This window comes from Salinarchaeum sp. Harcht-Bsk1, from assembly GCF_000403645.1.
Taxonomy (GTDB): Archaea; Halobacteriota; Halobacteria; order Halobacteriales; family Salinarchaeaceae; genus Salinarchaeum.
This window is the reverse complement of sequence record NC_021313.1, coordinates 1,398,970-1,417,887: the sequence shown is the minus strand read 5'-3', so window position 1 is coordinate 1,417,887 and position 18,918 is coordinate 1,398,970. Positions and strand designations below refer to the sequence as shown.

The 18,918-nt window shown below is 65.5% G+C and carries 16 protein-coding genes; 4 read left to right on the top strand and 12 right to left on the bottom strand.

Annotation, left to right across the window (positions count from 1 at the left end):
• Nucleotides 1–58: 58 nt before the first annotated feature.
• Genes pdxA through L593_RS06430 form a run of 3 tightly spaced genes read right to left on the bottom strand, consistent with a single transcriptional unit; the run spans nt 59 to nt 3,076 of the window.
• A complete protein-coding gene (gene pdxA / locus L593_RS06440) occupies nt 59–1,048 on the bottom strand; it encodes a 4-hydroxythreonine-4-phosphate dehydrogenase PdxA (RefSeq protein WP_049893928.1) in 990 nt (329 codons plus the stop codon).
• Nucleotides 1,041–2,288, bottom strand: a complete 1,248-nt coding sequence (locus L593_RS06435) for a four-carbon acid sugar kinase family protein (RefSeq protein ID WP_049894355.1) — start codon at nt 2,286–2,288, stop codon at nt 1,041–1,043. The genes pdxA and L593_RS06435 overlap by 8 nt, the downstream gene beginning before the upstream one ends.
• A 2-nt stretch (nt 2,289–2,290) precedes the next feature.
• Entirely contained in the window at nt 2,291–3,076 is a 786-nt protein-coding gene (locus tag L593_RS06430; protein ID WP_020446129.1) for an SDR family NAD(P)-dependent oxidoreductase, read from the bottom strand.
• 148 nt (nt 3,077–3,224) lie between these two features.
• Here L593_RS06430 and L593_RS06425 point away from each other — a divergent pair, with 148 nt between their 5' ends.
• Both L593_RS06425 and L593_RS06420 read left to right on the top strand, forming a co-directional pair.
• Entirely contained in the window at nt 3,225–4,115 is an 891-nt protein-coding gene (locus L593_RS06425) for an MBL fold metallo-hydrolase (RefSeq protein WP_020446128.1), read from the top strand.
• Nucleotides 4,116–4,502: 387 nt separating this feature from the next.
• Complete coding sequence (locus L593_RS06420; protein WP_020446127.1) at nt 4,503–5,285, top strand: IclR family transcriptional regulator; 783 nt, start codon at nt 4,503–4,505, stop codon at nt 5,283–5,285.
• Nucleotides 5,286–5,430: 145 nt separating this feature from the next.
• Here L593_RS06420 and L593_RS06415 read toward each other — a convergent pair whose 3' ends face one another.
• From L593_RS06415 to L593_RS15925, 6 genes are all read right to left on the bottom strand, one after another.
• On the bottom strand, nt 5,431–6,504 hold the full coding sequence (locus L593_RS06415) for a lactonase family protein (protein ID WP_020446126.1): 1,074 nt from the start codon (nt 6,502–6,504) through the stop codon (nt 5,431–5,433).
• A gap of 144 nt (nt 6,505–6,648) precedes the next feature.
• Nucleotides 6,649–8,616, bottom strand: a complete 1,968-nt coding sequence (locus tag L593_RS06410) for an archaea-specific SMC-related protein (protein ID WP_020446125.1) — start codon at nt 8,614–8,616, stop codon at nt 6,649–6,651.
• Nucleotides 8,617–8,685: 69 nt separating this feature from the next.
• Nucleotides 8,686–9,300: a rod-determining factor RdfA gene (gene rdfA, locus L593_RS06405; RefSeq protein ID WP_020446124.1), complete on the bottom strand. Its 615-nt coding sequence runs from the start codon at nt 9,298–9,300 to the stop codon at nt 8,686–8,688.
• A gap of 620 nt (nt 9,301–9,920) precedes the next feature.
• On the bottom strand, nt 9,921–10,100 hold the full coding sequence (locus L593_RS06400) for a hypothetical protein (RefSeq protein ID WP_020446123.1): 180 nt from the start codon (nt 10,098–10,100) through the stop codon (nt 9,921–9,923).
• 106 nt (nt 10,101–10,206) lie between these two features.
• The gene (locus L593_RS06395) at nt 10,207–11,547 is read right to left on the bottom strand and encodes a hypothetical protein (protein WP_020446122.1); all 1,341 of its coding nucleotides are present in this window, start codon (nt 11,545–11,547) and stop codon (nt 10,207–10,209) included.
• Nucleotides 11,540–12,466, bottom strand: a complete 927-nt coding sequence (locus tag L593_RS15925) for an AAA family ATPase (protein ID WP_187292648.1) — start codon at nt 12,464–12,466, stop codon at nt 11,540–11,542. The genes L593_RS06395 and L593_RS15925 overlap by 8 nt, the downstream gene beginning before the upstream one ends.
• Here L593_RS15925 and L593_RS15920 point away from each other — a divergent pair.
• Nucleotides 12,359–12,835, top strand: coding sequence for a hypothetical protein (locus L593_RS15920; RefSeq protein ID WP_187292663.1), 477 nt, complete (start codon nt 12,359–12,361; stop codon nt 12,833–12,835). The two genes, L593_RS15925 and L593_RS15920, sit on opposite strands and share 108 nt — an antisense overlap.
• Nucleotides 12,836–13,491: 656 nt before the next feature.
• On the opposite strand, the gene L593_RS06385 is transcribed toward L593_RS15920, so the two are convergent.
• Nucleotides 13,492–14,391 carry an ADP-ribosylglycohydrolase family protein gene (locus L593_RS06385; protein WP_020446120.1) on the bottom strand — a complete coding sequence of 300 codons (900 nt, stop codon included), beginning with the start codon at nt 14,389–14,391 and terminating at the stop codon, nt 13,492–13,494.
• Between the two features lie 156 nt (nt 14,392–14,547).
• Complete coding sequence (locus tag L593_RS06380) at nt 14,548–15,192, bottom strand: DUF998 domain-containing protein (protein WP_020446119.1); 645 nt, start codon at nt 15,190–15,192, stop codon at nt 14,548–14,550.
• A 213-nt stretch (nt 15,193–15,405) separates the two neighbouring features.
• Between L593_RS06380 and L593_RS06375 the strand changes: the two genes are divergently transcribed.
• A complete protein-coding gene (locus L593_RS06375; RefSeq protein WP_020446118.1) occupies nt 15,406–18,015 on the top strand; it encodes a PAS domain S-box protein in 2,610 nt (869 codons plus the stop codon).
• Here L593_RS06375 and L593_RS06370 read toward each other — a convergent pair.
• Nucleotides 17,990–18,586, bottom strand: coding sequence for a hypothetical protein (locus L593_RS06370; RefSeq protein ID WP_144060719.1), 597 nt, complete (start codon nt 18,584–18,586; stop codon nt 17,990–17,992). The two genes, L593_RS06375 and L593_RS06370, sit on opposite strands and share 26 nt — an antisense overlap.
• Nucleotides 18,587–18,918: the final 332 nt, after the last annotated feature.

The following is an 18,918-nucleotide window of genomic DNA, read 5'->3' as shown; positions in this document are numbered from 1 at the left end:
GCGCACTGGCGCAGTTGTCGTTTCCGCGAACTCTCCTCGCGGCCTCACGCCGTGACCGCTACCGCGCAGCCCTGACGGCGACCTCGACGGCGTCGATCAGACTCGTCGGGTCGGCCTGGCACGTGCCAGCGATATCGAAAGCAGTCCCGTGGTCGACGCTGGTGCGGACGATCGGCAGCCCGATCGTCACGTTGACGCCGGTGACGGCGCCGTCGCCGAAGCCGAGCATCTTGATCGGGATGTGGCCCTGGTCGTGGTACATCGAGACGACGCAATCGGCGGCGCCGCCAGCGGCCTGCGGATAGACGGTGTCCGGCGGTTCCGGGCCAACCGCGTCGATGCCCTCCTCGCGAGCTCGCTCGACGGCGGGTTCGATCTCCGCGGCCTCCTCGTCGCCGAGCAGGCCACCGTCGCTGGCGTGGGGATTGAGTCCCGCGACGGCGATGATTGGCTCCTCGACGCCGAGCTGGCGGAGCCCCTCGTCGGTCACGCGGATCGTGTCGAGGACGGCCTCCGTCGTGACCAGGTCGCAGGCCTCTCGGAGCGGGACGTGCGTGCTCACGTGGGAGACGCGGAGGTCGTCGTGGACGAGCATCATCGAGTAGACGTCGGTGTCGGTGCGGGCGGCGAGCAGGCCGGTGTGGCCAGCGTGCTCGCTGCCGGCCATGCGGGTCGCCTGCTTGTGGATGGGCGCGGTCGTGATCGCGTCGATCGTGCCGGCCTTCGCCAGTTCGATCGCCTTCTCGACGTAGGCGAGGCTCGCCGCGCCGTACTCCTCGCGGATGACCCCGTACTCGAGGTCGTCGACGAGGTCGAGGTCGAGGACGCTGACGGCGTCGTCGGCGAAGGACGCCTCGGCGACGTCGTCGACCGCCTCGACGGACAGCGACGAGTCACAGCACTCCACGGCGGCGCGAAGGACCGACGCGTCGCCGATCACGACGACGTCGGCGAGCGCGGCGATTTCGTCGTGCCCCTCGACGACGATTTCGGCCCCGATCCCCGCCGGATCGCCCATCGTGACGCCCACGACTGGCAGGTCAGTCATCGTACCTCGCGAGGAAGCGGAGTCCATTAACGATTGCCGTTTCGCCGCCGAACGCGCCCGCTTTCGTGACGACCGCCAGGCCGTCGGCCCGTCCGCCCTGGATCCGTCCCAGCGGAATACCGGCCTCGACCTGGTGGCCCGTCAGGCGGACGCCCATCGCGTCGAACGCGTCGAAGGTCGCCGTGGCCACGGCGCCGCCCGTCGCGAACAGCCCGTCGATCCCGTGGTCCCGTTCGACGGTGAGGGCCGTCTTCCCCAGAGCCTCGGCGACGTGGTCGCGGATCTCCTCGTCGTCGAGCCCCGTGGCCCGACCGGCGGCGAGCGTCGCTTCGACGTCCTCCCGGTCGGTCGCGGCGGTCACGACGGCCGGCTGGTCGTCGTCGAGCCGTTGCCCGAGCGCCTCGGCGGCGTCGGCGACCGCGGCCGCCGGCTCGGTGACGACCAGTTCGGAGTCGAGTAGAACGACCTGGTCGTCCGGGACCGCCTCGAGTTGCTCGAACGTCTCGGGGGCGACGCTCCCGACGACGCCGAGGACGGCGCTCGATCCACCGCTTCCCACGTGGGCCGCCAGCCCGCCGCTCCCGACGAACAGCACGTCGATGCCCGCCGCTTCCCTCGCCGCGGCCGCGGCGTCGGCCACGCGTTCGAGGTGCTCGTCGGTGGTCGCGTCGGCGACGACGAGGGCGCCGTCGCCGGAGGCCGCCAGTTCCTCGAAGGACGCCCGGAGCGCCACAGACTCGCCGAGGTCGTCGAGCGACCGGTGGACGACCGGGTACGACGACGCCTCGAGGAGCGTCGGCACGTGGGACGTCGTCGGCCCCTTGGCGTCGCGGCCAGCCGCGGTCTCAGCCACCGGCGTCTCCTCGACGAGGTGGTAGCCGCCGACAGTGATCCGGCCGGTCGCCGGGAACGCCGGGGCCACGATCGCGAGGTCCGCACCGCTGGCCGCCATCGCCGCGTCGATCTCGGCGACGAGGTTCCCCCGGAGCGTCGAATCGACCTTCTTGTAGACGTCGGCGTCGGGCGCACGCTCGACGGCCGATCGGACTCGCTCGGCGGCGGTCGCCGGATCGCTGTAGCGTGAGTCGGTGTTGACGACCCGAACGGCAGCATCGCTAGCGTCCTCGCGTCCATCTCCACCGCCCTCGATCTCGATCACCGTCTCCTGGCCCGTGGCGGCGAACGCGGCACCGGTGTCGTTCGCACCGGTGAGGTCGTCGGCGACGACGAGGTAGGACACGGTCAGACCCGGTGGGCTGCCCACCCGCCGTCGACGTAGATGTCGGCGCCGTGGACGTAGCTCGCCTCCTCGCTAGCGAGGAAGGTCACGACGGTCGCGACCTCCTCTGGCTCGCCGAGTTCGGGGAGGAGCGTCTGCTCCCGGGAGATCTGGATGCTCTCCTCGTCCTGGTAGTCCTGGATCGGCGTCTTGATGTAGCCCGGCGAGAGGCAGTTGACGTTGACGTCGTGGGGACCGAGTTCGACCGCGAGGTCGCGGGTGAGGTTGACCTGCCCGGCGTTCGCCGCCGCATAGGCGGGTCCGGAGCCGCCTTCGGTCGCGTTCACCGAGGCGATGTTGACGATGTGGCCCGAGGACTCCTTGAGGTGCGGGATCGCGAACTTGCAGCAGTAGAACGTGCCGTCGAGGTCGACGGAGAGCATGAACTGCCAGTCGTCGACGGAGGTCTCCTGGGAGTCGCCCTCGACGAAGACGCCGGCGTTGTTGACGAGCACGTCGATGCCGCCGAAGCGATCGACGGTCTCGTCGACGAGATTCCGGACCTCGTCGGGGTCGCTCACGTCCGTCGAGACGAAGATGGCGTCGCCGTCGTAGTCCTCCCGAATCACCTGCTCGGTGGGCCTCGCGACGTCGGTGTCGTGGTGTACCCCCTGGTGGGGTTCGTTGCTCCGGGAGGCACAGACGACGTTCGCGCCCTCTTCGGCGAACTGGAGTGCGATGCGACGACCGATCCCGCTGGATGCGCCGGTGACGATCGCAGTCCGCTCGGCGTGTCTCTTGGTAGCCATCGTGTGGCCTGAATCGGTAATGCGGTACGATAAATGTTGGTCCGGCGGCAGCGCCGTCCCGGGTCACCGCGCTGGCCAGTGACCGCCCCGCCCGGTCAGCGCTCCGCCCGGCCACAGGTTTATGCCCGCGAGCGTGGTGACGCCGGGTATGGTCGAACCAGTCGCCGTGAGTCCCGAGACGTACGTCGTCGACACCCACGAGATGGGGATTCCCGAGCGGACCGCCGCCTACGTCGTCGACGACGAACAGCCCACGATCGTGGACACCGGACTCTCGACGGGTGCGCCGCACATTCTCGACGCCCTCGACGAGATCGGCCTCGATCCCGCGGACGTGGAGTACGTCGCGCTCACGCACATCCACATGGATCACGCGGGGGGTGCCGCCGAGATCGTCGAGGCCTGTGCGAACGCGACCGTGCTCTGTCACGAGTACGGCGTGGACTTCATCTCCGACCCGGAGGTCGTTCCGAAACTCGTCGAGGGCGTCCACGAAGCGGTCGGCGATCTCGCAAACGACTACGGGACGATGCGGCCGATCCCTCGCGACCGAATCCGCGTCCTCGAGGGCGGCGAGACGATCGACCTCGGCGCACGGTCGCTGGAGGTCGTCCACGCCCCGGGTCACGCACCCCACCAGGTCGCGTACTACGACGGCGACAACGGTTGTCTGTTCCCCGGTGACGAGTGCGGCGAGTACGTAGACGACACGGTCGTCCCGAGCACGCCCCCACCGGACTTCGATCCCGACGCGATCGAGGAGAGCCTCGACGGCTTCGCCGACAGCGAACTCGACGCCATCTACTTCCCGCACTACGGCGAACACACGGCTCCCCAGCAGGCGATCGCCGAGTATCGCACGGTGCTCGATGAGTGGGTCGAGGCGGTCGCCGAACTGCACGAGCGCCACGACGACACCGCGGCCATCGTCGACGCGCTGCTCGAGGACCACCTGTACGCCGATCTGTACGAGGAGCGCGTCGCGTGGGAACTCGTCCGGCTCAACGTCGACGGCGTACTGACGTACCTCGACGAGTAACTCTCCCGACGATCGCGGATACCGATCGCCAGGGCGTTCGGAATAGCGGAACACGCCCCGACGTCCTCGGAGTACTCTCGTGCCCGCGGGCCCGTGGATAGCGTCTCTGCCTCCTGAGAGCTGGAACTCCGTCTCCAGCGAACTGGAACGAACTCCGAGATTGCCGATCGTTCGTTATTACGGAACGTCCTGACGTCAACTCGGCCTCCTTCGCTGCCAACGGTTGCGCTACGAACGGCGGTTAGCAGCGCTACAACGCCAGATTCTGGCGCAATGAGAAGCGAGTTCGTTACCCGTTACCACACAACGGGTTCGCCGGGCGCTCGCTGGCGCGATCGTTCGGTGATGGGGAACAGAACTAAGGGGAACCGGACCGAAGACCGTCGTATGCACGGGCGCGAGACCGACCGGGTGAAGGCGATCGGGACGGCGCTGGAGATCCTGGAGATCCTGCGGGACGCCAACGGCGCCAGGGTCACCGAGGTCGCCGACGAACTCGGCGTCTCGAAGAGTACCGTCCACGACCACCTCGCGACCCTCCGGGAGCGCGGGTTCGTCGAACGGGACGGCGACCGGTACGTCGTCGGGCTGCGGTGGCTCCGCTTCGGCGGTCACGCTCGCGACGACCTCGAACTGTTCCAGCACGGCCAGATCCCGGCGACGAACCTCGCCCGGGAGACCGAGGAGCTCTCCGTCCTCTCGGCCTTCTACGGGACCAACTCCGTTCCGGTCTACCAGGCGCGGGGGTCGAAGGCCGTGACTACGGACTCCTACCCCGGCCTGGAACTCCCGATCCACGCCACCGCGACCGGCAAGGCGATGCTCGCGAACTTGTCGACGGAGACCTTCGAGGCGGTGCTCGACGAGATCGACCTCGATCGACACGCCAAGAACACGATCGTCGACGAGGACGAACTCCGCGAGGACGTTCAGCGTACCCGCGAGCGTGGGTTCTCGCTCGACGACGAGGAGCGCATCGACGGGATGCGCGGGATCGGCGCCCCGATCACGCACGAGGGGTCCGGCGAGGTCCTCGGCGCACTCGCGATGACCGGCCCGACCCACCGCGTCCGCGGGGAGCGGTTCAGGGAGGAGTACCCCCAGCTCGTCTCGAACGTGGCTCGCGAGATCGAGATCAACGTCACGCACCAGCGCGCCCAGCACGACTGACTGGAGCCGACGGGCGCCAATCCGTTACACCGGTACGGCTGTAACGGCGACCTGCTTCGCCAGTCGTCCCCGAGCCATTCACTCTCTGCTGTCGTAGCAACGTCCACAGAGGCGTCGAGGAACGCGGCGCTCGACGGGCCTTGGGTCACTCCGCGGCGAGGAACTGCAGGCAGGTCGGCGAGGGAATCGCCTCGACGTCGTCGGTCGGCTCGAGGGTCCCGTCCTCGGAATCGATCGCGAACGTGACGACCTCGTCGGTGTGGGCGTTCTCCGCGAGCAGGTAGTCGCCGCCGGGCGTGAGCGCGACGTTCCGAGGCCACTCCCCGCCCGTCGAGACGACCTGGGTACGCGAGAGCGACCGGCCGTCCTCGCCCACGGCGAAGACCGCGACGCTGTCGTGGCCCCGATTCGAGGCGTACACCCACTCGCCGGAGTCGTGGACGTGAACGTCGGCTGTGAGGTTGTCGTCGACGCCATCGGGAAGCGTCGAGGCGGCGTCGAGGACCTCGAGCGCGCCGGTGTCGGGATCGCGCTCCAGGACGGTCAGCGTCGAGTCCAGTTCGTTCAGCAGGTAGACGAGTGGCTCCTCCGGGTGGAAGGCCATGTGCCGTGGGCCAGCACCGCCGGGGAGTTCGACGGCGGGCTGCTCGGCCGGTTCGAGTCGGCCGGCGTCGACGTCGAACTCGTAGACGAACACGCGGTCGGCGCCGAGGTCGGGGGCGTAGACGAACCGGTTGGCCGGCCCCGCACGGATGCTGTGGGGATGGGCGGCCTCCTGTCGCTCCTCGTTCGGGCCGGAGCCCTCGTGCTCGACCAGGTGCGTCGGATCGTCGACGCGGCCGTCCTCGCCGATGGGGACGACCGCGACGCTGCCGCCGGTGTAGTGGGCGACGAGGAGATGCTCGCCAGTGGCGTCGACCTCGCAGTAACACGGGTCCGCGCCGCCCCCGGTGACGACCCGGTTGAGCACGGAGAGGTCGCCGGATTCCCGGTCGATCTCCATGGCCGTGACGGCGCCGTCGTCGACCTCGTTCACGGCGTAGAGGTAGTCGCCGCTCGGGTGGACCGCGACGAACGACGGGTCATCGCCCGCGTCGGTGACGCCGACGCGTTCGAGCACGCCGGTCGTCGGATCGAGCGAGCAGGTGTAGATGCCGTCGCTGTCGCCATCGGTGTACGTCCCAACGAACGCGTGGTACCGCGAGGCGTCGGTGTCCATGCGTCTGGTGAGTGTGCGCCCGTCCCTTAGCTTCCCCGATTCCCGTCGTTCACTGCCGCCTCGAGGCGCTCCCGTGCGCTTCGCCGAATCGCACGAGGCGGATCACTGGGTGCCTGGAGGCGTCCACGTCGTCCGGACGTCCGCCTAGAACTCACAGATCGTCACGTCCTCGGCGTCCTCGAAGACCGCCGCGTCCTCTTCGAGGAGTGCGATCACCAGCGAATCGACGTACTCCTCGAGGTAGTCCACGAGCGCTTCGATGCGCTCGCTGTCGAGCGCCTCGAGGGAGTCCAGGAGCATCAGCGGCATCTCCTCGTACACCTCGTGGGTCAGGTGGCCCGCGAGCGCGAACACGAGGCCGATCACTTCCCGCTCGCTCTCGCTCAGGTGCTCCAGGGTGTCCTCGTAGGCTTCGCCGGACTCGGTCTCCCGCACGACGTGGAGTTCGAACGTGCTCCTGGCGACGGTGCGACGGCCCTCCCGCACCTCGCGTTCTCGCTGTTCGATCCAGACGCGCTCGACGTTCTCGTACTCCAGGGCGTTCAGCACGTCGTCCATGTGATGGTTGAAGGACTCGACGGCGCGCTGTTCGGTCCGGTCGATCTGCGTCCGGCGGTCGCGCAGCCGGGCGACGACGTCCGCTCGCTCGTCTTCGAGGTCGGCTCGCCGGTCGAGGCGCTCCTCGATCGACTCGATCTCCCCGGTGGTCGCGGCCAGTTCGTCCTCCAGGCGGTCGATCTCGAACTCTAGCTGGTTGGCCTCCGTGTGTAGCTCCAGCAGTTCGCTGTACTCCTCCCGTTCGAGCGCTTCGATCTCCGCCTCGAGCGATCCGATCTCGTCGGCGAGTTCCTCGCTCCGCGCCTCGAGGGATTCGATCCGCTCCTCGGTGTCCTCGATCTCCTCGGTCCGTCGATCGAGGGTCCGCTGGAGCTTCTCGTGGCGCTGTTGCTGGCGCTCGAGCTCCTGCTTCTCGGACTGGAGGTCGCCGATCTCCTCGTCGACGTCGCTGCGCTCCGCCAGTTTCTCACGGCGGAGCTCCTCGATGCCGTCGACGACCGACTCGACGTGCGCCCGCTCGACGGTGTTGCCGCACGTCCAGCAGGTGAGTTGCTCGGCGTCATCGACGAGTCTGTCGGTGGGGGACCTCGACTCGGCACCGTCCGCGGCGTCCCCTTCGGTGACGGCCTCGACCAGGTCGTTGTCCGCACCGTCGAGCAGTTCCTCGTTGAACTGGACGATGGTCTGGAGCTGTGAGAGGTCCGACGAGATCGATTGTTTGCGGTCCCGGAGCGCTTCGAGGCGCGCCTCGATCTCCCCGTGCTCGCCCGCCGGCATCTCGGGCAGCGACGCGAGTTCCGCCTCGAGGTCCTCGCGTTCCGTCCGCAACGACGCGAGGCTCTCGCGCTCGGTCTCGAGGTCGTAGCGGACGTCCTCCCGCTCGGATCTGACCGCCCGCAGTTCCGCGAGTTTCCCCTCCAGTTCGTCCTTCGTCTCTCGCGTCTCCTCGATCCCGCCGTCGGCCTCGTCGATCTCGGCTTCCGCGTCAGCCAGCGCGTCGCGCTTCTCCTCGATGGCGTCCTCCAGCCGGGACCGTTCCGCCTCGAGCTCGGGCAGTCGGCGCTTCGCCTCGTCGAGGTCGGCGATCTCGTCGTCGAGTCGCTCCTTCTCGGCGGTGAGTTCGTCGATCTCCGCGTGGATCGCGTCCGTGTCGACCGGCCGCATGATCACCTCGCGCAGGTCGCCGTTCTGCTCGACGGCCTGTCTGGCCTCGTTGTCCTCCAGCAAAAACGCGAAGAGGTCGGCAATGTCGGGCTCTTCGAGATACGGTTCTCCGTCCGTCAACACGGCGTCGCCCTCGCGCCACAGTTCGCGGTCGTACGTCTCGCCGTCCACGGTCAGCGAGACGGTACCCGCCTCCGCGTCGGCCTTGAGCGAGGCTCGATCGCTTCCCAGGGCGGCCATGATCGCCTGTAGAAAGGAGGTTCGGTTGGTCGCGTTTCGGCCCGAGAGGATCGTGATCCCCGGCGCGAACCGCAGGTGGGACTCCTCGATGCCCCCGATATTTTCGACCTCGACGTCGTAGTACGCGTTCGAGGCTCCCTGCGAACTCATTGTATATTCCACGTCGGTTCTCGGCATAAAACCTACCGGTCCGGGACGATCCGGCGGCCACCCGGGGCGTCAGTCGCCGCAGCTACAGCCGCCTGCCTCGATCAGTTCGCCGAACGTGAACGAGTCGCCACAGTCGGTGCAGACGACGTCGATCGTCACGATCACGTCGACCTCCCCGACGTCGACGTTCCCCGCCGCCCGCTGTCGCTCGACGTTCGACTTCGTGACCGTCGCGGTCTTGCTCTGGAGCCGATCGATGGCCTCCTCGACGTCTTCCAGGCTCGACGAGCGCACGTCGTCCTCGAGCGACGCGTCCCGGTAGGACGTCAGGTACGTGTGGATCGCCTGGTGGGAGACGAAGTCGGCTTCGAGGTCGTCGACGTCGATCCCCTTCCGTTCGAGGTCGCGCCTGGTCTGTGTCTGCGCCGTCGGGCCGACCTCGTCGTCGGTGAGGAGCCGATAGGTCGTCTCGGTCGTTTCCGCGGCAGGCTGCCGGTCGTGCTCGGCCAGGACTGCCTCCAGCACCCGCTGGTTGAACCAGTCGGCCAGATCGCGCAGACTCGCGCGTTCGCCAGCCTCGCCGGTCCACCGGCGCTCCAGCGTCTCACCGGCGCCGGACAGGTCGTTCTCCGCGATCAGGCGGCCCACTTTGCTCCGTTCGGCCGGCGGCAGATCGTCACTCATCGTTCCTGGGCGTCGGCCGTCGGCGTTCGTCCGTCGGTCGCATGGCCATTACACCGGTACCGCTGTAAATAGGTCTACCGAATTTCGTGGCCGGGTGATCAGCGCAGCGTCTGCTGAGCGCTGCACTGGTGCCGAAATATGACAATAGTAAATAACTCATATACCACTGATGTTTAGTACCGGCGCTATTATTGCGATACGAATTATAATCGGGCGAATACGAATCAATCGTGGATAATGGCTCCGAAATCCGGTGATATTACTATATATCTCTGCGATTCCCGAAGAAACTGTGTAAATTTCGGTATTGGTCAATATACGAGATTCCGCGGTCCAAACCCATCTCGACACCAGATTCTACGGTATCTCGAATCCGACTCGCCCTTTCAAAGATTACAGACTACTGATGGAATACCGTATTAGTAAGCCTGCTTCTATAATCACTGTCGTCAGGTGGACGCTCTGTAACTCGACGCGACCGCCGGGCTCCTCGAAGCGCTCCGGGGCCAGTTGATCGGGGCAGCGCCGCTGCCTCGTTGCGGGTGCGTCTCGTCAGTAGGCGGGCCGGACGCCGCCAGTCCCGTCGCTCGGCGCCGACCGCACTCGCCTCGGACTGGGCGTCACTCGTGGTGACGAATCCACTGCTCCATCGGGACGAACTCCTCGCCCTCGCAGGCACCGCAGGCCGGTGGCTCCTCCCAGGAGTGAGTGCCGTCCGCTTGGTGAATCGGCGTGCCGGCGTGGACGACGTTACAACTCGAACAGACGAACTGTTTGACGTTCTCGGGGACGTGCGCCATGCCGTGCTAGTTCGTGGCAGCTTTCAATAAGTGTTGGTCGTGCAGGGTCATAATCTGGGAAGGAGTTGGGAACAATGCACATTGGCTCGACCCGGACGCTGCACTGCTACAGCACGCGCTCCAATAACTCCGGAATCGCAGTATCGAGTTCGGAGGCTTGGAGAATTCGGATGGTTTCCTGCTCGTGCAGAGATGCAGTGTCTTGCTCTTCCATGTCCTGAACCACGAGGACACCGTTCCAGCCCGTGCCGAATGGGGTCTCTTCTTCGTAGACGAGTTGGTCGTCCCGTCGAAGGAATGCAAGATACTCCAGCGTCTCGGTGATTCCATTCCGGATCGTTCGCCTTCCAATCGAGTTTTTCACCTCGGTCACCAGATATTCGTACTGGTCGTCTCGCTGAATCTCGAGGACGATGACGTCCGGCCGATTCGACCGCACCTGAAAGTCGCTGTCTTTGAAGTATCGGTTGGTGATTTTCTGGGTCTCGTGGTAGATTCGCTCCGATCGCGTGAGGTCGCTCTCGGCCTTCTCCCGCGGATGCGTGATGAAAGAAATGTCGTCGCGCCCCGAGTTATCGTGATAGAGGACCACGTCGGAGCCGTCCTCGCTCTCAATTCGGGCCACCTCTTGCCGATCTGTCTGGATCGTCGAGACGGTTGCATCACCGTCTTTGTGGTCTTCGATGGCGTTGACGTACTGGAAGAGGACGTACAGTTCGAAGAGCGTCTCCTCGTCTCCCGGCGTGATCGCCGTGTCTGCGAGTAGTGTTCGAATTGCATCCACGTCCCCACGACGGCTCGCTTGGTGATCCCGAAGCAAGGCCGCAGCCTCCCGGTAGATTTCATTCCGTGCTCCATCGGCACGCTGCAACATACGATCCGTCGGTTCGTACCGCTCCGGTGCACGAATTCTCGTGACGTGGACGTTCCGCTCGAAGAGATCACGCATTCGATCGACGAGTTCGAGATTCTCTTGCCAACGATCCGTCACCCAGTCATATTCCTGCTTGAGGTAGTATTCGGCGTCGTCGAGCGTCGTGTAGATCAACGAGAGGAGCCGCTTGAGCACGACGTTCTCGTCGACGTCGTAGCTCTCGTGACGCGTATCGCAGACGAACAGTGATCGATCGCCGGGCGCACTCGACGCTCGAGTGGTCATCGTGGACTCCCAGTCGATCCGGCCGTCGATCTCGCCTCGACTCGCCGTCGAGACGTTCTTCGTCTGCGTCTTGATGCTTCGAATTCGATGCGGTAGGGCCTCGACGAAGTCGATCACTTCCGGTTTGAGGATAAAATGGAGGTCGACGAGGGCGTCGAAGTCCTCGAACCGCTCGTCCAGACCGTTCGGTTTGATCTGCTCGGCGACGTGCGTTTCGGGCATCGTGCCGTGCATCACGTAGGCGAAGAGGTCCTCCGCCACCGAGTCGATCAGTTCGGCCCTATCCATCGATCTCGACCTGCAGTACGTCCTCCGAGAGATCGATCAGGCGCGTTCGATCGACCGCTTCGACTCTCGAAAGCCGATTGACGATTGTCTCTTGACGACGGGTCCCTTCCAGCTGCGGCAGTACGTAATTGGCGACGGCTGCAGTGATTGCAGTACGTTCGTCTCTGTGCGGCCCGTGTTCGATCCCTCTGAGGATGTCCTGGACGATTGCCGGCCCGATTTTCCGGTCCTCGTTCCCGCTGTTGAGCACACGCCAGATCTCTGCGACTGCGTCGAGGATCGCCTCGTCTGGATCGAGGTCCCACGCAGCGGTGTACTCGGCGAGGAGTGCGAGGCGATCCTCGCGATCCTCTGGGACGGTCGGCGCGTCGACGTGTACGAACGAGAAGCGCCGCATGAACGCGTAGGAGAGTTCGTATAGCGAGGTCTTGTCGTACGTGTTCATCGTCGCGATGAGACGCCATGACGCCGGCATGACGTACTCGTGATCCGCGGCTTCGCCGTCGTCAGCGTCTGCAGGTCGAACGACAATCTCCTCCCCCTGTTTGCGGTAGGGGAGTTGGACCGATTGACCGGAAAGCAGCGTGAACAACTGACCGAATGCCTTGTCGATGTCGGCGCGATTGATCTCGTCGATGACGAGCAGTTCGTTGCGTTGCTGTCCGTCTTGCTTGAACCGGCGGAGAACCTGTCCCGGTTCGAACGAGAGGTTCTCGCCGTCGGATTCTGTGGGCATGTAGCCGCCGACAGTCTCGAAGGTGGACCAGTCGGCCGTAGCGGTCGTTATCTGGTGCCCCGAGTATACGTCGGGGTGGTCTTCGACAAGTTCGCTGCAGACTCGGCGTGCGAGTTCGGTCTTTCCGGTCCCCGGCGGTCCGGTGAAGATAACGTGCTTTCCACTGTCGAAGGCCGATGCCACCTGGTCGAGAATTTCTTCGCCTCGACCGTCTGGGAAGTAGAGCCCATCGAGGAGGTTGTCCCCGAAATCGACTTCGGGTTCCCTATGAACGTCGATCGCGCTGTCGGCATCGCTAACACCAGCTCGTACCGCCGACCGTCGTTCGATAGGATCCCCTCCGTTGGCGAACGCTTCGACCGAACCGTACTGTCCGCGAATGCCGCCGACGCCCAGATCGTGGAGCGAGCTAAATCCTTGTGGGTGGTCCCGATCGTACCCAGCGAGTTCGTGGACGTTCTCCGACGGAACGTCGATCGCTACTGGGGCCTCCAGATAGATGATCTGACTCCAGGGTTCTTCGTCGAAATTTGGCCAGATATCGCGACCTAGCTCTTCGTTCTCCTCGGTTCCCAGAACCTCCGCGGAGTGCGTATAGCTTCCATCGAGGTAGAATAGGAGGTAGTCACCGGGCTCTATTTTTCTCCACGATCCTTTGACCGTCGACTTCGTCCCCCACAACCGGACGACGTCGGTCTCTTCGTTGGGGAAATCAGTAAACGAAGCTATACGTTCGGCCGAAATGCCTTCCAGAACTGTCTTCTGGAAGTTCTCCTGCGCCGCGTTGCTTCCGTAGGGCGCCAGAAAGATTTTCGGCCCATCGTATGCCATATCCCGTTGATTTGAAGATCGCCTTCAAATAACTACTGGGCCCGCAGGTTGAAATTCTAAGCCGGGGCGAGCTATCGTTGTGCTGGTACGTCGAGTCGACGATCGAAGCTGTCCTCGTTGTGGTAGTGCTGTCGGCGTTGGACTGAAAGAGGAGCCAACGGGCTGGAAGGTTTACCGTGTGTGCCAAGCAGGCAACAGTTCTTGCCCTACTGTCAGGGTCGGCACCGTCTCACGCGAGTCCGTCTCTCACCTCGACGAAGTCGTACAACGCGCCGAGTCGTATCTCTGAGTCCCTTCGATGTATGTCAGAAGACGTCGCAGGTCGGATCCTCCTCCAGAGGAACCAATTCGAACTCCCGATCTACACCGACCTTCGCTCAGACCAGCGCGATCGCCAGACTCCGCATCGCCTCCGTCTCGTCGATCGCCACTAGCCACTCGCGGTCGAGGTCCACCGCGCCGAACCGGGCGCCGGCGACGGCACCCGCCACGGCGCCGATCGTGTCCGCGTCGCCGCCGCGATTCACGGCGGTGACGATCGCGTCGCTGGCCGAGTCTGCGGCGATGGCGTCGTGGAGCGCCGTCTGGAGCGTGTCGACGACGTAGCCCGACGTGGACAGCGAGTCGGGCGTCTCGCCGGCGGCGATGGGGTCGAGCGCGTCGACCAGCTCGTCGGGGGCGTCCGATCGAATCCGGTCGAGCGCCCACTGCAGTGGCGCCTCTCGATCCGTGAGATACCCGGCGATCGTGAGGTTCAGCGCCGCACAGCCCCAGGTGCACCGTGGATCGGCGTGGGTGATCTGCGAGGACTGCTTGCTCGCCTCGACGAGCCGTTCGGGCTCGTTCCGGAGGGGAATCGTGAGCGGCGGACACCGCATCACGCTCCCGTTGCCGGCGTTCTGTCCCTCGGGGCTGTCCTCCCAGACGGACTGGCCCGCCTCGTCCCAGGCCGCCCCGCGGTCGAGCGCTTCGAGCGATCGCCGGGTCATGACGCCGACGTCGAAGGGCTCCGACTCGTACCAGGTGCGGAAGCGCTCCGCGACGTCTGCGGGGTCGAAGGAGCCGTGTTCGGCGACGCTGCTGGCGATGCACAGCGCCTGTTCGGTGTCGTCGGTGAGCGTGCCGGCCGGCTGGTTCCAGGTTCCGAAGCCGACCATATCGGTGAGCGTCCCGTGCTCGTCGGCGATCTGCTCGGGCGAGTCGAACTCGACCGGTCGTCCGAGGGCGTCGCCACAGGCCAGCCCCAGGAGCACGCCCTCGGCTCGATTCGGGTTCATACACCTCCTTGTCGCGCCCTCGCCGATAAACGTGGCTGCAGCCGAATACGCAGGCTTCGAGGAGCTTTCGCTGGTGGGCCTGGCGACGCACGAAGCGATGTCGACGACGTCGGATTCGATTGATCGGGCCGGGAATCCGTGATCCGTCGCCGCCGGTCAGGTCGTGTGGTCCGCTGCGTCCGTGCGTTCGCCCAGCAGATACCCACCCAGCCCCGCCACCCACACCAGCAGCGGGTAGACCACCCAGCGCTCGATGCCGCCGAGTTCCAGGTCGCCGAGCGGTCCGGTGTCGCCGAGGAAGATCGCGTACACCAGCGACGCCAGCGAGAAGCCGCCGAAGAGCAGACAGACGTACGCGAAGGGCTTGGACACCGCTCGGGCGGAGAGGGCCGCCGCGATGCCGCCGCTCGTGAACGTCAGCAGCGCGAAGATACCGTGCCAGGGCGTGACGTCGCCGGGGAACACGCCGACGCCGAAGATGCCGAGTCCGAACACGCCGAGTGGCAGCCAGAGCGCTCGCCGGCGGCCGTCGCGATACAGGAAGAACGCGGCCGTGAGCACCAGCGCCCCCGAGACCAGCATGGTCGCGTTGAAGATCGTGGCGGTCGGCTCGTAGCTGACCGGATCCGGCGGCCTGGTCGAGCCGAGGTCGCTGATCTCCTGGGTCGTGGCGTAGTCGGGGTGGAGCGCCTCCGCGGTGATGATCCCGAGTAGCGAGACGCCGCCGGTGAGCAGCAGGGCGACGCCAGCGAGTGCCGCGTCGGCGATGCCGTCGACGAGGGAGTCCGATTCCGTGGCCATGGATGGACTGTCGACGTACCAGCGGGTAAACCTAGGCCGGATCCGGGCGGCCCAGCCGCTATCACCGGATCGCTCGGTCCCAGCACGCCGGCGGCAACTCGTCCGCGTCGATCCTGCACCGATTCGTCGCGCCGCTGGCGGGCGACTCGACCATTCCCCCGCTTCGATTGCTCCAGCCTAAAATCTCAAGAGCGTCGAGGAATGCGACGCGGCATGGCCAGATCGATTTCGATCCTCCACGTCGAGGACGATTCGAGTTTTGCGTCCTTGGCGGCGGAGTTCCTCGAGCGGGAGGACGACCGGTTCGAGGTGGAACCGGCCGCCTCGGCTAGCGAGGGGCTCGAGTTGCTCGATGCGGGCGACTACGACTGCGTCGTCTCCGATTACGACATGCCCGGTCGAAACGGCATCGAACTGCTCGAGGCCGTTCGCGAGGACTACCCGTCGCTGCCGTTCGTCCTGTTCACAGGCAAGGGGAGCGAGGAGGTCGCCAGCGAAGCCATCTCTGCCGGCGTCTCCGACTACCTCCAGAAGGGAACCGGGACGGAACGGTACGAGCTACTCGCGAACCGCATCGCCACGCACGTCGAACGAACCCGGACCCAGCGCGACCTCGAGCGCCGCGAATCGCAGCTCCGAACCGCACAGGAGATGGCGGACCTCGGGCGATGGCACTACGACCTCGTCGAGGACGACCTCGTGTGGTCGGATGCAGTCGCCGACATCTTCGACCTCCCGGACGACGTGTCGATGACCTTCGAGTCGTTCCTGGAGTACGTCCATCCCGACGATAGAGACCACGTCCTGGAGTCCTGGGACCGCGCCCTCAAGGGCGACACCTACGACATCGAACACCGGATCCTGACCGGGAGCGGCGAGACCCGCTGGGTCCGGGAGCGGGCAGAGGTCGATTTCGACGATGACGGCGAGCCGGTCCACGCGCTCGGCGTCGTCCAGGACGTCACGGATCGCAAGCAGCGCGAACAGCGACTCCGCGAGGAGCGCGACCGTCGCGAGGCGCTCTTCGAGAATCCCACCGACCCGGTCATCGAGATCGAGTTCGACGACCGGACGCCGATCATTCAGGACGTGAACGACACGTTCGAGACGCTGTTCGGCCACGACCGGGAGGCGGTGATCGGGGAACCAGTTTCGGAGGCGATCGTCCCGCCCGATTCGGAATCACAGCGTCACCACGACGAGATCACTGCGCAGGTCCTTCAGGGCGAACCGGTCGTCTCCGAAGTGCGTCGCCAGACCCACGACGGGCCCCGCCAGTTTCTCCTCCGCGTGTTCCCCTTCGAGGTCTCCGATACCTCCACCGGAACCTACGCCATCTACGCCGATCTCGCCGATCGGAAGCAGGAGCAAGAACGACTCCGCCGCTATCAGCGGGCCGTCGAGGCGTCCGGGCACTCGATCTACTGGACCGAGCCGAACGGCACGATCACGTACGTGAATCCGGCGTTCGAGGAGAAGACGGGATACACCGCCGAGGAGGCCATCGGGCAGACCCCGAGCATTCTCAAATCGGGCGAGCACGACAGCGAGTACTACCGGGATCTGTGGCAGACGATTCTCTCCGGCGACGTCTGGCAATCCGAGATCGTGAACACGACGAAATCGGGCGAGCGGTACGTGGCACACCAGACGATCGCGCCCGTCACGAACGACGGCGAGATCGAACACTTCGTCGCCGTCAACGCGGACGTCACCGAACGGAAGCAGTACGAACAGGAGATCGCCGACCTCCACCGCACCGCGACCGAACTCGTCGGAGCCGACTCGCGGCAGGCGATCTACGACCGGACGATCGAGGCGGCCGAGGTGCTCCTGGACTTCGGCAGCGCCGCAATCGCGACCGAAGCGGACGGCAAGCTCCACGTGCGATCGATGTCCGAGAACGTCCCGCTGGAGGAACGGCCGTCGCTGCCCGTCGAGGAGGGGCTGGCCGGCAAGACGTACCGAACGGGCGAATCCTACCTCGTCGACGACGCAGCTGTCGACGAGACGGCCGCCCCACAGTCCGAGGCCATTCGCGCGGCGCTGAGCGTTCCGGTCGGTGACTACGGCGTCTTCCAGGTCACGGACGATCGCCCTGGCGCCTTCGACGAGCGCGACCTCGAGCTCGCCCAGCTGCTCGTCCTCCACACCCGGACGGCGCTCCGGACGCTCGACCGAGAACGGGAGCTAGAACGACGGAACGACCGACTCGACCAGTTCGCGAGAGCCGTCTCTCACGACGTCACGAACCCGCTGGCGCTGGCAACCGGCCGCGTGGAGCTCCTCCAGGAGCGGTACGACGACGCCGACCTCGACGACGTTCAGTACGCACTCGATCGCATCCGACAGCTGCTGGACGACCTCTTCGTCCTGTCGAAGACCGGCGAGGCCGTGATCGATACGGAACCGGTGGCGCTGTCGACGGTCGCGGAGACCTGCTTTCGCACGATCCGGGACACCGATGCGACCCTCGACTTCGACGGGAGCTGCGAGATTCTGGCGGATCGAACCAGGCTGCGCCAGCTCCTGGAGAACCTCTTCCACAACGCGGTCGAGCACGGCGACGGCAGCGCTCGGATCACCGTCGGCGTCCTCGACGACCGCCAGGGACTGTACGTGGCGGACGACGGGCCCGGTGTTCCCGAGACGGATCGGGATCGGATCTTCGAGGAGGGCCACTCCGGATCCGACGGTGGCACTGGACTCGGACTCGCGATCGTTCGGGAGATTGCCGCCGCCCACGGGTGGGAGGTCACGGTCTGTGAGAGCGCCGACGGCGGCGCCTGCTTCGAGCTCACCGGCGTCGAATTCGTGGACTGAGGAACCGATTGGATTGGTGTGGACTGGCTCCCTGGGCCAATTCGCGTCCGCAACTACGTGTCACGTCGTCGTGGTCGGCGTAGCGGTACGGCTCGTACAGGGGCTGTTGTAGCGTGTCGAAATTGTTGCAGTACTCGTCTGCGTCGAACCCATCGTATAGGGCCCCAGTGGACTGCTGGAGACTGTCCTCGTCGAAGTCGTCGACGTGGCTGTGACCGTCTTCGAGAACGAACAGCTCGCGGTAGAGCCCACCGAACCGATCGTTGCTCTCGTTCCGGAGCGATCGATCGACAGCGGCCCGATCGTCCACGTTCATCAGGAAGCTCTTGGTGTCCTCGAGTGACGAGAGCGGTTTCCCCCGATCGTCGGTGCTCTCGAAAATCGACGCCGCTCCGGCGTCGTCGTCGACCTCGACGACGTCGATCTCGAAGTCGTAGAGCAGCCGGCTGGTCAGCTTGGAAACGTCGCTCTCGGACCCCGACTCTCGGAACTCGTCGCGGAGGTCCCTGTGCGCTCGCTCGAGTCGAGTCTGCGACGGCGTATCGGCCGTCAGCGATCGATCGCCCAGCACGCTGTCGCGGAAGAACGCCCGATCTTGATCCTGGGGAAGCAGTCGAGGCCGATCGTTCGGAACTCGGACCGCGTTCGATTCCTCGAGAGTGGTCTCGACTGCAGCATCCAACCCGTCGCGACAGCCAGCAGGATGCGAACGGTCGTCAGTCGCTGTTGGCCGTCGACGACGGTGGACGCGTCGGGCCGCCGACCAGATGCGGTGGTGTACCGTTCGTCCTGCTTTTTCGAATACTATTTCCAACGAAGTGTGTTCGGTCCTCCGGGAGATACCGAATGTCGTCGAGTAGCTCTCCGCACTGGCAGGCTTCCCACGAGTAACGTCGTTGCTAT